11 protein-coding genes are annotated in these 12,965 nt (G+C 72.2%); 7 read left to right on the top strand and 4 right to left on the bottom strand.

Annotated features, from left to right (window positions below):
* Positions 1-52 precede the first annotated feature (52 nt).
* A complete protein-coding gene (locus tag ACWEEU_RS16630) occupies positions 53-730 on the bottom strand; it encodes a spermine/spermidine synthase domain-containing protein (protein WP_451732971.1) in 678 nt (225 codons plus the stop codon).
* 196 nt (positions 731-926) lie between these two features.
* Between ACWEEU_RS16630 and lon the strand changes: the two genes are divergently transcribed.
* A complete protein-coding gene (lon, locus tag ACWEEU_RS16625) occupies positions 927-3,350 on the top strand; it encodes an endopeptidase La (RefSeq protein ID WP_385742253.1) in 2,424 nt (807 codons plus the stop codon).
* A 113-nt stretch (positions 3,351-3,463) separates the two neighbouring features.
* Here the strand turns inward: lon and ACWEEU_RS16620 are convergent, their stop codons facing one another.
* Positions 3,464-4,309: a lysozyme gene (locus ACWEEU_RS16620; RefSeq protein ID WP_451732967.1), complete on the bottom strand. Its 846-nt coding sequence runs from the start codon at positions 4,307-4,309 to the stop codon at positions 3,464-3,466.
* Positions 4,310-4,545: 236 nt separating this feature from the next.
* On the opposite strand from ACWEEU_RS16620, the gene ACWEEU_RS16615 reads away from it, so the two are divergent.
* The gene (locus ACWEEU_RS16615) at positions 4,546-5,037 is read left to right on the top strand and encodes a MarR family winged helix-turn-helix transcriptional regulator (RefSeq protein ID WP_199584932.1); all 492 of its coding nucleotides are present in this window, start codon (positions 4,546-4,548) and stop codon (positions 5,035-5,037) included.
* A gap of 6 nt (positions 5,038-5,043) precedes the next feature.
* On the opposite strand, the gene ACWEEU_RS16610 is transcribed toward ACWEEU_RS16615, so the two are convergent.
* A complete protein-coding gene (locus tag ACWEEU_RS16610; protein ID WP_451733157.1) occupies positions 5,044-5,832 on the bottom strand; it encodes a hypothetical protein in 789 nt (262 codons plus the stop codon).
* 453 nt (positions 5,833-6,285) lie between these two features.
* On the opposite strand from ACWEEU_RS16610, the gene ACWEEU_RS16605 reads away from it, so the two are divergent.
* From ACWEEU_RS16605 to ACWEEU_RS16585, 5 genes are read left to right on the top strand one after another with little or no spacing between them, the layout of a single operon-like run.
* Positions 6,286-9,402 carry a sensor histidine kinase gene (locus ACWEEU_RS16605; protein ID WP_451733154.1) on the top strand — a complete coding sequence of 1,039 codons (3,117 nt, stop codon included), beginning with the start codon at positions 6,286-6,288 and terminating at the stop codon, positions 9,400-9,402.
* Complete coding sequence (locus ACWEEU_RS16600; RefSeq protein WP_385742260.1) at positions 9,399-9,896, top strand: roadblock/LC7 domain-containing protein; 498 nt, start codon at positions 9,399-9,401, stop codon at positions 9,894-9,896. The genes ACWEEU_RS16605 and ACWEEU_RS16600 overlap by 4 nt, the downstream gene beginning before the upstream one ends.
* Positions 9,893-10,363: a DUF742 domain-containing protein gene (locus ACWEEU_RS16595; protein WP_385742262.1), complete on the top strand. Its 471-nt coding sequence runs from the start codon at positions 9,893-9,895 to the stop codon at positions 10,361-10,363. The genes ACWEEU_RS16600 and ACWEEU_RS16595 overlap by 4 nt, the downstream gene beginning before the upstream one ends.
* A complete protein-coding gene (locus ACWEEU_RS16590) occupies positions 10,344-11,009 on the top strand; it encodes a GTP-binding protein (RefSeq protein ID WP_385742264.1) in 666 nt (221 codons plus the stop codon). The genes ACWEEU_RS16595 and ACWEEU_RS16590 overlap by 20 nt, the downstream gene beginning before the upstream one ends.
* A gap of 28 nt (positions 11,010-11,037) precedes the next feature.
* Complete coding sequence (locus tag ACWEEU_RS16585) at positions 11,038-12,291, top strand: styrene monooxygenase/indole monooxygenase family protein (protein WP_385742266.1); 1,254 nt, start codon at positions 11,038-11,040, stop codon at positions 12,289-12,291.
* A 131-nt stretch (positions 12,292-12,422) separates the two neighbouring features.
* Here the strand turns inward: ACWEEU_RS16585 and ACWEEU_RS16580 are convergent, their stop codons facing one another.
* Positions 12,423-12,872, bottom strand: coding sequence for a peptidase inhibitor family I36 protein (locus tag ACWEEU_RS16580; RefSeq protein WP_451732961.1), 450 nt, complete (start codon positions 12,870-12,872; stop codon positions 12,423-12,425).
* Positions 12,873-12,965: the final 93 nt, after the last annotated feature.

Genomic DNA, 12,965 nt, shown 5'->3' with positions numbered 1-12,965 from the left:
CGCCGATGATCGGCGCCAGGGCAGCACATTACGGGGACACGCCGCGCCGTCGCTATCCAGGGCGGACGGCGAGATGCACCACGTCGGGAACGCCACGGGCAACGGGCACCTCTTCGGTACGCACCTGCCGGAACCCGGCATTCCGCAAGGTTCCTTCAAATTCCGGAGAGGGCTGGGCCGACCACACCGCCAGCACTCCGCCCGGCCTCAACACCCTTGCGCAGGCGGCGAGTCCGGGCTTCGTGTACAGACCGTCGTTGTCCTCGGTGACGGTCCAGCCGGGACCGTTGTCGATGTCGAGGCACAGCGCGTCGAACGTGTCCGATGTCTCATTGACGTAAGAGACGAGATCGTCCTCGACCACGGCCGTGCGCGGGTCCGCGAGCGCCTCCGCCGACAGTTCCCCGAGCGGTCCGGCCCGGTGCCAGCCGATCACGGCGGGCTCCCGCTCCACCACGACGATCCGGCCCCAGTGCGGATCGGCCGCCGCGTGGGCGAGTGAGAAACCGACCCCCAGGCCGCCGATCAGCACGTCCGGCGAAGGGCGGCCGTCGAGCGCGGCCCGCGCCGCGTCCACGAGCAGCCGCTCCGAGCGCCCGTCCGAGGTGTCCATCAGGAAACACCCGTTGGCGATGATCTGGAGCAGGCCGCCGTGCCGGCGCAGGACCACCTCGCCGTACGGCCCGTCGCGCCGGTCCAGGACTACGGGGCTGTCGTGCGTCGTGGTCATGCGGTTCATCCTGCTGGACCGGCCGGGACCGGACCACGCGTTTCACGGAACCCGCGGGTTTCGCGGAACCAGGTCCCAGCTGCGGCGACGCGATCGCCCCTTCTTGTTCGCTCAGAGTGAACAAGGGGCGGGGAACATTCCGGGGCTCACGAGCATTGAGTCAGTGTTACTCAAGTTGACTGTCAAAGGGGAGATCATGGCTGATGAGTCCACGGCGTTCACGCTCGTCCTGCCCGTGCTGCCGCTCGACGGTGAAGTCGTGCTGCCGGGGATGGTCGTACCGCTGGACCTGAGTGACGCCGAGGTGCGGGCGGCCGTGGAGGCCGCGCAGGCCGCCGCCCGCTCGGAGTCCGGCAAGCCCAAGGTGCTGCTGGTGCCGCGCATCGACGGCACCTACGCCAGGACCGGTGTCCTCGGCACCGTCGAACAGGTCGGCCGGCTGGCCGACGGCGACCCCGGCGCGCTGATCCGGGGCCGCGACCGCGTGCGCATCGGCGCCGGTACGACCGGTCCGGGCGCCGCGCTGTGGGTCGAGGGCGCCCGGGTCGAGGAGACCCTGCCCGACCCCCTGCCCGGTCAGGTGACCGAGCTGGTGAAGGAGTACAAGGCGCTGGCCAGCACCTGGCTGAAGAAGCGGGGCGCCTGGCAGGTCGTGGACCGGGTCCAGGCCATCGACGGCGTCTCCGCGCTCGCCGACAACTCCGGTTACTCGCCCTTCCTGACCACCGACCAGAAGATCCAGCTCCTGGAGACCACCGACCCGGTGGCCCGGCTGAAGCTCGCCACCCAGCAGCTCCGCGACCACCTCGCCGAGCAGGACGTGGCCGAGACCATCGCCAAGGACGTCCAGGAGGGCGTCGACAAGCAGCAGCGCGAGTTCCTGCTGCGGCGCCAGCTGGAGGCGGTCCGCAAGGAGCTGCGCCAGCTCAACGGCGACAGCGCCGACTCCGCCGAGGAGTCCGACGACTACCGCGCCCGGGTCGAGGCCGCCGACCTCCCGGAGAAGGTCCGCGAGGCCGCCCTCAAGGAGGTCGACAAGCTGGAGCGCTCCTCCGACCAGTCGCCCGAGGGCTCCTGGATCCGCACCTGGCTGGACACCGTCCTGGAGATGCCGTGGAACGAGCGGACCGAGGACGCGTTCGACATCCAGGGCGCCAAGGAGATCCTGGACGCCGAGCACGCCGGTCTGGACGACGTCAAGGAGCGCATCACCGAGTACCTCGCCGTGCGCAAGCGGCGCGGTGAGCGCGGCCTCGGTGTGATCGGCGGGCGGCGCGGCGGTGCCGTGCTCGCGCTGGTCGGGCCGCCCGGCGTCGGAAAGACGAGCCTCGGCGAATCCGTGGCCCACGCGATGGGCCGCAAGTTCGTCCGCGTCGCGCTCGGCGGTGTGCGGGACGAGGCGGAGATCCGGGGACACCGGCGCACCTACGTCGGCGCGCTGCCCGGCCGCGTGGTCCGCGCGATCAAGGAGGCCGGGTCGATGAACCCGGTCGTGCTCCTGGACGAGATCGACAAGGTGGGCTCGGACTTCCGGGGCGACCCGGCCGCCGCCCTCCTCGAAGTGCTCGACCCGGCGCAGAACCACACCTTCCGGGACCACTACCTGGAGGTCGAACTCGACCTGTCCGACGTGGTGTTCCTCGCCACCGCCAACGTCCTGGAGGCGATCCCGGAGGCGCTGGCCGACCGGATGGAGATCGTCCGCCTGGACGGCTACACCGAGGACGAGAAGGTCGTCATCGCCCGCGACCACCTGCTCCCGCGCCAGCTGGAGCGCGCCGGTCTGACCGGCGAGGAGGTCGTGATCGACGAGGGCGCGCTGCGCAAGCTCGCCGGTGAATACACCCGTGAGGCGGGCGTGCGCACCCTGGAGCGGACCGTGGCTCGGCTGCTGCGCAAGGTCGCGGCCCAGCACGAACTCGGCGAGCGGGAGCTGCCGTTCACGGTCCGCGAGGAGGACCTGCGCGGTCTGGTCGGACGGCCGCACCACGTGCCCGAGTCCGCCCAGGACCCGGCCGAGCGCCGTACCGCGGTGCCCGGTGTGGCGACCGGACTCGCGGTCACCGGCGCGGGCGGCGACGTGCTGTTCGTCGAGGCGTCCCTCGCGGACCCCGAGACGGGCGCGGCGGGGCTCACCCTCACCGGTCAGCTCGGTGACGTGATGAAGGAGTCGGCGCAGATCGCGCTGAGCTTCCTGCGCAGTCACGGCGCGGAGCTGGAGCTGCCGGTGGCCGACCTGAAGGACCGGGGCGTGCACATCCACTTCCCGGCGGGCGCGGTCCCCAAGGACGGGCCGAGCGCGGGCGTCACCATGACGACCGCTCTCGCCTCCCTGCTCTCCGGGCGGCTGGTCCGCACGGACGTGGCGATGACCGGCGAGGTCTCGCTGACCGGCCGGGTCCTGCCGATCGGCGGCGTGAAGCAGAAGCTGCTCGCCGCGCACCGCGCCGGGGTGACCACCGTGATCATCCCCAAGCGCAACGAGGCCGACCTGGACGACGTCCCGGCCGAGGTGCTGGAGAAGCTGGACGTCCACGCCGTCACCGACGTGCGCCAGGTGCTGGAGCTGGCGCTGGCCCCGGCGGGGGCGGTGGCGCCCGAGGTGTCCGTGGCCGCGTGACGGCCGCGCGCCGAGCGGCGTTCGCACCGGCCGCGCGAAGCGGCGTACGAAGGCCCGGGTTCCCGCGGGGAACCCGGGCCTTCGGGTTGTCCGGCAAGGGGGCGGGACGGCGGCTAGCCGTTGGCCAGCGCGACCACCCGGTCCAGGGCGCCGTTGAACTTGTCGTGATCGCCGACGGTCGGGCCGGACGAGGTGTACTGCCACATCGTCTGGAAGCCCCAGCCCGCGGGGAGAGTGCCCGGATCGGCGGCGTAGCGGGCGATCCACAGCGGGTTGTTCGCGGCGAAGGCGGCGGAGTTCCCGGTGCACTGGGTCCACCAGCTCGTGGCCGTGTAGATCACGGCGTCCCGGCCGGTGCGGGCCCTGTAGGTGTTCAGGAAGTCCGCGATCCAGGAGACCATCGCGGCCGGGGTCTTGCCGTAGCAGGCGTCGCCGTACGGGTTCCACTCGATGTCGAGCGTGCCCGGCAGGGTCCTGCCGTCGCGGGACCAGCCGCCGCCGTGGTCCACGAAGTAGTTGGCCTGGGTGGCGCCGGTCGTGGTGTCCGGGGTGGCGAAGTGGTACGCGCCGCGGATCATGCCGACGTTGTACGAGCCGTTGTACTGCTGCGCGAAGGACGGGTTGGTGTAGTAGGTGCCTTCGGTGGCCTTGGTGTAGGCCCAGCGGACCCCGCTGTTCCAGAGGGTGGCCCAGTCGACGCTGCCCTGGTGGCCGGAGACGTCGACGCCCTCGGTCTGGACGGCGGCGGCGACGGTGGGGGGAGTGCCGGAGCGGCCGTCGTGGGCGAGGACGCCGATGCCGAGGTGGGCGGAGCCCCGGGCGGGGGCGGCGGCGGTGCGGGCGGCGGCGGGTACGGCGCAGAGGACGGCGAGCGCGAGCGCCGTCAGCAGGGCGAGGGCGAGCCCCGGGGGGGAACCGGGGGAGCGGGGACGGCGGGAGCCGGGTCTGTGCACGGGCATGACGTACCTCCTGGGCGATCCGAGGAGAAGTGGGGGGATCGTGGTCATGTCACGGGAACTGTCGGGCCTGTCTGTCATGTCGGGCCCGGTCATTGAAGCTACGCACGTAGATGAGCGCGTGGAAGAGGGCTTCGATGCCGCCGTTGGTCTACGCCTGCGAAATACTGACGGAGCTGCGGTGATGACGGGGTTCGGCAGAAAATTTCAGGACGCGAAACCGATTCAGGGGTGCTGACGTGCACGAGGACGGAATGGGCGGCGCGCACGGCGCCGGCGGCCAGGAGGTGCCGCGCTGCGCGGACCAGGAGTTCCTGGCGCTGGAACGCGAGCTGACCGTGCTGCTGCGGCGTGCCCGCGCCAGCCAGGGGGAGATGGCCCGCGAGGTCCACCCCGACCTGGAGTCCTCCGCGTACGGCCTGCTCATCCGGCTCGACGAGTGCGGTGGCCGGCGGGCCACCGAGCTGGCGGCGTACATCGGGGTCGGCAAGGCCACCATGTCCCGCCAGTTGCGGGCCCTGGAGGAGCTGGGGCTGATCGCCCGCGAGCCCGATCCCGCCGACGGCCGCGCCTGGCTCGTCACCCTCACCGAGGAGGGCCGCCGCCGGGTCGGCACCGTGCGCGAGGCCCGCCGCGCCCGTTACGTCAGCCAGCTCGCCCACTGGGACCGCCGCGAGGTCGCCGAACTGGCACGGCTGCTGCACCAGTTGAACGGTCTCGCGGAGAAGTAGCCCGGCTCAGAAGGCGACGTGGACCACCGACGCGTCGTCGTGGGTCTTGCTGCGGTGCAGGAAGGTCCGCTCCTCGCGGTCCTTCTCCTCCAGTTCGCGCACCCGGGCCACCAGCGCGTCGGCGCCCTGTTCGGCGATCAGGTCGAACAGGGCCGTCCAGTCGCCCTCGTGGAACTTCTCCGTCCAGCGGGTGGCGCCGTCGGTCAGCGCGGCCAGGGCGCGGACCCCCGCGCGCGGGACGCTGCCGGTGACCGCGCGGGCGGCCACCGAGGGGTCGGCGGCGGCTGTGAAGAAGCCGCCCTCCTTGTTGCGCAGGTTCGCGTCGATCAGCGCGTCGGTGGCGAGCGCCTCGCGGGGGAGCCGGGCCAGACGGTCGTCCAGGACCGGGGTGACCGCCCCGTCCGGTCCGCGCAGCAGCAGCGCCGAGTCGGACAGGACCAGGTACTCCAGCAGGTCGGCCGACCAGCGGGCCAGAACGACCGTGGCCTGCGGCGTTCGCGGGTGAGAAAGGTCACAGGTTTGGGAGTGCGCGGAACGGGTCCGGTCGATCGCCTGCGCGAGAATCTCCGGCAGTGTCAGATGTCGGTCGGAAACGGTCAGTTCGGTCAGCGCCCCGCCGAGCCGTGCCGTGAACCAGGGGACCGAGTGCACACAGCCGGTTCCGTCGCGGGGTGGCGTCACACCGTCGAGCAAGATCACGCAACCGCCCTGACCGCAGGCGGGTAGTCCGACCCCGGCGAAGTCCTCGTTGGGGCGGTCCGGGTCGCCGGGTTCCGAGACGAGTTCGGTGCGCACCGGCCCAGTCTGCACGAACCCTCCACAGAAATCGCCAAACCTCGTCGACCATGGCCCATTTGAGCCCTCAGGCTCACATCGGCGCCTGCTTTGAGGGCAATTGACGTACTACGGCAAGACGTGGCGGCGAATACTGCCAAAGGCTGCCGCGTGCGTCCAACCGGCCCGCCGCGCAGGGGTGTCGGACGGCCCGGCGGAACTTGCCCGCCAACTCCCCTCCGATGTTCACTCCTTCGGGTGGCGGGTCAGGTGATGCGCGGCCACTGCCCACCGGCGCTGGGAGGGTCGGGAACCGTACGAACCGGGTGTACGCACCACTTGGCACCGAGACGGCGGGGCGCCACCCGGGCCCTTCGGTAGACGAGTTCAGGATTGCGAGCACCGGTGCAGAAGAAGCGGCCTCGGCGCACAGGCAGGCAGACGGCCCCCGAGGGGGCCGCCGAGCAGACCCCCGTGGGCGCCGGACGCCCCACTCATGTGCGCACCCGGCTGATCGTCGCGGTGGCGGTTGTGGCCGCGGCCATCGCCGGAGCAGGCGCGCCCGCGCTGCTCGGCGCGTCCCAGGACCTCAGCGAGTCCCAGGAACTGGCGACCCTGTCCGCCCGTACCCAGGACGCCCTCGCGCTGGCGCACTCCCTGGCCGACGAGCGCGACGAGGTCACCGCCTACGTGGCGGCCGGGCGTCCCCGGTCCAAGGCGCCCTCGGAGGAGCGCGGCGCCCGGGTGGACCGCCAGGTCGAGGACCTGCGCGCCGACACCGGCATCCCCTCCCGGCTGCGCGCCGACCTCGACGGGATAGCGGCGGTCCGCCGCACCGCGCTGACGGGCAGGACGGACGCGCTCCAGACCCAGCAGGCGTATTCGGCCACCATCGCGGACCTCCACCGGCTCGCCACGGAGCTGGCCGAGAAGATGCCCCCGCGCGCGGGAACCGGCAGCTACGCGCTGGCCGAACTGGACACCGCCGTCCAGCAGTCCGCCGCCGCCCGCGGCCTGCTGCTGGCCGCGCTCAGCGTCCCCTCCACCCCGCGCACGGTGATCAGCCCGGTCACCGGTCTGCCCGTCACCACCCGCACCACCAGTGACGCCGACCGCAAGCAGCGCGACGCCCTCACCGCCGCCGCCCAGCAGGCCCGGGTGCGCGCCGACGCCTCCCTCGCGGACTTCCGCGCCACCGGCACCAAGCAGGCGGTCACCTCCTTCGACTCCACGGTGACCGGCACCGAGGTCAACTCCGCCGAGAAGTACCTCGCCGCCCTCACCGACCAGCCGACCCTCGGCGACAGCGAGCTGAACACCAGCCCCAAGAAGCTGGACGCCACGCTCTCCGCCCGCGTCGACCTGATGCGCGGCGCCGAGCAGTCCCTCTACGACCGGCGCACCAAGGACCTCGCCCGGATGCGGGACGAAGACGTCAGCGCGCTGGAGCTCCGCGTCGCGGTGCTCGGGGTGCTGATGCTGGTCGCCGTCGGCATCGCCACCGGCATGGCCCGCACGCTGACCCGCCCGCTGTCCGTGCTGCGCCGCGGCTCGGCCCGCCTGGCCGGCGCCGAGGACCCGACGACCGAGCAGCCGATCGCCTTCACCGGACGCAACGACGAGTTCGCCCAGGTCGTCCGCTCCGTCAACGCCCTGCACGCGCACGCCGTCACGCTGCACGAGCGGGTCGGCACACTGGAGACCGACCGCAAGCACCTGGTCGGCCAGCGGCAGAAGATGGCCGACGCGCGCGAGCAGCTCCGCACCGAACTGTCCGAGTCCTCGGACCAGCTGGAGCGGCTGCGGACCAGCATCGGCGGCACCTTCGTCAACCTCGCGCTGCGCACCCTCGGCCTCGTCGAGCGCCAGCTCTCGGTCATCGAGGGCCTGGAGGAGCGCGAGCAGGACCCCGAGCGGCTGGCCACGCTGTTCAAGCTGGACCACTTCGCCACGGTCATGCGCCGCCACAGCGAGAACCTGCTCGTCCTCTCCGGCACCGAGCACGTCCTGCCGCACCCCGGCCCGGTCCCGCTGGTCGACGTGGTCCGCGCGGCCGTCAGCGAGATCGAGCGCTACGAGCGCGTCCGCATCGCCGCGCTGCCCCCGCACGCCCACGTGGCCGGGTTCGCCGCCGACGACCTCTCCCATCTGCTCGCCGAACTCATGGAGAACGCCAGCTCGTTCTCCCCGCCGGACCTGCCCGTCGAGGTCTCCGGCTGGATGCTGGAGTCCGGCGAGGTGATGCTCTCCGTCCAGGACGAGGGCATCGGCATGACCAGCGAGCGCATGGACCGGCTCAACGCCCGCCTGGCGGAGTTCGACCCGGAGTCGCCGTACGAGCAGGAGGGCGCCGAGGGTCTCGGCCTCGGCCTGTACGTGGTGGCCCGGCTCGCCCACCGGCACGGCATCCGCGTGAAGCTGCGCGAGCAGAAGCAGGGGGGAGTGGCGGCGGTCGTCGTCCTGCCCGAGGCGCTGCTCGCGGAGACCCCGGTCGCCGCGATCCCGCACCCCTCCACCCGGCGCGACGTCACCCAGTCCTTCTCGCTGCCCGGCGCCGACGCGGAGGCCAACTCCAACGTCCTGCGCGGGCGCGACAAGGGCGCCGACCCGCTGGTCGCCCTCGCGGAGAAGGCGGTACGGGAGAACGAGCAGCGGGGTGAGGAGGCGCCGGACGACGAGGTCCGGGACACCTCCGCCGGGCGCGTGCCGCCGCTGGTGACCGAGACCACGATGGAGCTGCTGCTCCCGGAGACGGACACCGAGGACGGCGTCTCGGACTCCGGTGCCGGTGCCGCGTCCGCTGATGCCGGAACCACCGACGCCGACGCCGGCCGGCCCGCCGAGGAAGCCAGGCCGCCGGGCGAGGGCTCCGGCCGCATCGCCCGCGCCCAGCGCCTCGCCGCCCGGGCCGCCCGCGCCGACGACTGGCCCGGCGGAGCCGCCACCGAGCCCTCCGGCGCGCGCGCCGCGCGTTCCGGCGAGGACGACGACTGGCCCGGCGCGTCGGACGAGCGGTCGGACACCGCCGCCGCGCCGTCCGTGCCGCGCCCGGCCCGGTCCGCTCCGGACGACGACTGGCCCGGCGCGTCGGACGAGCCGTCCGGCACCGCCGCCGCGTCCTCCGCCGTCCGCGACGCCCGGCGCGGGCAGGACGACGACTGGCCCGGCGCGGCCGCCGCGTCGTCCGGCGCCGGGGACTCGGGCGGCGAGCACGAGCGGAGCGGCGGACGCGAGGAGCCCGCGACGCGGGCCCGTATCCCCGCCCCGAGGTCCGGTGACGCCCCTGGGGAGGGGACCGCTCACGACCGCGCGGCGGACGAGACGGAGACGGAGGACCGGCTGACGGCCAAGGGCCTCCCCAAGCGCACACCCAAGATCACCGCACCCGAGGCGCCGGCGGCCCCGCGCGGCGGAAGCGTCGACGCCGAGGCCCTGCGCCGCAGGCTCGGCGGATTCCGTCGCGGAGCCCAGGCCGGCTACCGGGATGTCGAAGCGGAGATCGCCGACAAGACGGGCCAGAACGAGCGGCCCGCCACCGGCGAACACGTCGAAGAAGCCACGGGGGGCCCAGCCGAGGAGGCAAGCAGTTGACCACGCCCAGTACCTACGGACTGAGCAGTGAAGCCCGCAACCTGCACTGGCTGCTGACCAACCTGGTCGAGGAAGTACCCGGCATCCAGTCCGTGGCGGTCGTCTCCTCCGACGGCCTGCTGCTCCTGTCCTCCGACCCCGAGCGGGCGGAGGAGTCCCGGCAGGCACGCCCTGCCAAGGGTCCGCGCGGCTCCGCCGCCGACCTCGCCACCATCGTCTCCGGCATCGGCAGCCTCACCGTCGGCGCCGCCAAGCTGATGGACTCCGGCGGGGTCAAGCACACGATGGTCGCGATGGACGAGGGGAGCCTGTTCGTCATGTCGATCAGCGACGGTTCGCTGCTCGGCGTGCACGGCTCCGCCGAGTGCGACATGAGCGTCGTGGCGTACCACATGGCCCTGTTCGTCGGCCGTGCCGGACACGTGCTCACGCCCGAACTCCGCAGCGAGCTGAGGAAATCGCTGGAGTCCGAGACGACGGGGAGCGGCCGATGAGCAGGACGGAGACGAGGAACACGGCCAAGAAGGGGCAGCTTCCCGTGCGCGGCGGCGACCGCAAGGCCGCCCGCGTACGCCCCTATTCGCTCACCGGCGGGCGCACCCGCTTCGGCCACGTGCTCCTGGTGGAGACGTTCGTGGCCACCACGGCGGCCATCGACGCCCCCGAGGAGCGCAAGGAACTGACCGGGGGAACCACCCACGCGTTGAGCGGTGGGGGAGGTGGTTCCGGCAATCGGGTCATGCCCGAGATGCTGGCCATCGTCGAACTGTGCCGCCGTATGCGCACGGTGGCCGAGATCGCCGCGCTGCTGAGTATGCCGCTCGGCGTGGTCCGCGTGCTCCTGAGCGACCTCGCGGACCAGGGAAAGATCCGTGTGTACGGCACCGGAACCGGTCACGGCACCGGCCGTCCGGACCGCGCTCTGCTGGAAAGGGTGCTGAGTGGACTCCGTCGTCTCTGACGCCACCGCCTCCGTCGGGAACGTCTCCACCGTCTCCGCCCTCGCCGGGACCCCCGATCCCGACGAGAACCTGCAGTCCTGGCAGCAGGACCGCAGCCGGGCCCCCGTCGCCACCAAGATCGTGGTGGCGGGCGGCTTCGGCGTGGGCAAGACCACCCTGGTCACGGCGGTCTCGGAGATCACCCCGCTGCAGACCGAGGCCCTGATGACCCAGGCGAGCGAGGACACCGACGACCTCACCGCCACCCCGGGCAAGACGTCGACCACCGTGGCGATGGACTTCGGCCGCATCACGCTCGACGACGACCTGGTGCTCTACCTGTTCGGCACGCCGGGCCAGCAGCGGTTCTGGTTCATGTGGGACGACCTGGTGCGCGGCGCGATAGGCGCCGTGGTCCTGGCCGACACCCGGCGGCTCAAGGACTGCTTCCCGGCGCTGGACTACTTCGAGAGCTGCGGCCTGCCCTACGTGGTCGCGGTGAACCACTTCGACGGCACGGAGATCTTCGAGCCGGAGGACGTGCGGGAGGCGCTGACTATTCCGGCGCACATCCCTGTCATGATCATGGACGCCCGGCGCCGGATCTCGGCCATCGAGACGCTGCTGGCCCTGGTGGGCCACGCGCTGGACGTCACCCCCGAGTAGTCCCAGCCCCCGTAGGAGACACCCTCGTATGCGCAAGATACTCGTCGTCGGAGCCGGGCAGTCCGGACTCCAGCTCGCCCTCGGCCTCCAGTCGCACGGCTACGAGGTCACGCTCATGTCGAACCGGACCGCGGACGAGATCCGCTCCGGCCGGGTCATGTCGACGCAGTGCATGTTCGACACGGCGCTGGGGCACGAGCGGGACCTGAAGCTCAACTTCTGGGAGTCCCAGGCCCCGAAGATCGAGGGCCTCGGCGTGTCCGTCGCGGCCCCCGGCTCCTTCGACCCGGGCCCCTCCCAGCGGGCCATCGACTGGGTCGGCAAGCTGGACGGGTACGCGCAGTCGGTCGACCAGCGGGTCAAGATGGCCGGCTGGATGGAGACCTTCGCCCAGCGCGGCGGCCAGCTCGTCATCCACGGCGCGGCCGTCGGCGACCTCGACTACTTCTCCCGCACCTACGACCTCGTGCTGGTCTCGGCCGGCAAGGGCGAGCTGGTGTCGATGTTCGCCCGCGACCCGGAGCGCTCGCCGTACACCGAGGCGCAGCGCGCGCTCGCGGTGGCGTATGTGCACGGGCTCGGCCCGCGTCCGGAGCACCCGGACTTCGAGGCCGTGCGCTGCAACCTGGTGCCGGGCGTCGGTGAGATGTTCGTGATGCCGACGCTGACCACCTCGGGCCGCGCCGACATCCTGTTCTGGGAGGGCATACCCGGCGGTCCGCTCGACGTCTTCAACGGCATCAAGGACCCGACCGAGCACCTCTCCCTGACGCTGGAGCTGATGGAGAAGTTCCTGCCCTGGGAGTACGCGCGCGCCACCAAGGTCGAGCTGACCGACGCCGGCGGCACCCTCGCGGGCCGTTACGCGCCGACCGTCCGCAACCCCGTCGGCCGCCTCCCCGGCGGCGGTCTGGTGCTCGGCGTGGCCGACGTGGTCGTCGCCAACGACCCGATCACCGGCCAGGGTTCCAACTCCGCGTCCAAGTGCGCGGCCGCCTACCTCGCCTCCATCCTGGAGCGCGGTGACGAGCCCTTCGACGAGGAGTGGATGCGGGCCACCTTCGACCGCTACTGGGCCACCGCCCAGCACGTCACCAAGTGGACCAACGCGATGCTCGCCCCGCCGCCGGAGCACATCCTCAACCTCATCGGCGCCGCCGGCCAGCTCCAGCCGGTCGCGGACCGCTTCGCCAACGGCTTCGACAACCCGGCCGACTTCGAGAACTTCTTCTACGAGCCGGAGAAGACGGCGGCGTACCTGGGCTCGGTCACCGGAGCCTGACCCTGCTTCCGGCCGGCGATCCACCGGCCGTTCCCGGCCCGCGGACGGCCCCGGAGAGCTCTTCTCCGGGGCCGCCGGCGTTCCTGGTCCGGGGCGCTGCGGAGTCGCGAAGACCGACTGTGGCCAGGTCGTCACCCCGCCGGGCGGAGTTTGCCCTGGGTCACGTGCCGTGTCCCGTCGCACAGCCCGTTGTCGTCGCGGATGCGGATCGCGTCCACGTCGTTGGCCCAGGTGTTCTTGCGCCAGCCGCTGAGGGCGTAGTCGCCGAGGTTCACCCGGGTGTTGGCCGGGACGCACAGATAGCGGCTGTCGGAGCCGCGGCTGTCGATCAGCAGGACCGAGTCGTCGTTGCGGGTGTTGACCACCGAGTCCGCCCTGTCCCGGCGGTTGGCGGGAAGGCTCTGCTGATAGGTGTCCCGGTACTGGACGAGCTTGGCGCCGTTCCAGAACGCGCCCTCGTAGAGGCAGACGTAGGGGTAGGGGCAGTCGCGGTAGGGCCTGGCCTGGGCGGGGGACGCGAAGGTCGTCAGGGCCGCCCCCGCGAGCAGGGCGGCCGCAAGGGGCGCCAGGAATTTTCGCATTTCCAGCCTTTCATCCATTCGGTCCGGAGCGGCCCAGACTTCCCGGTAACGGACCCCGGCGTCCATGGCCGAAGGGGCGGCGCTCGACGCAAG

The sequence above is a fragment of the Streptomyces sp. NPDC005004 genome, assembly GCF_053600675.1.
Note: the sequence above shows the minus strand (reverse complement) of the source record. Positions and strands in the feature narration are given on the sequence as shown.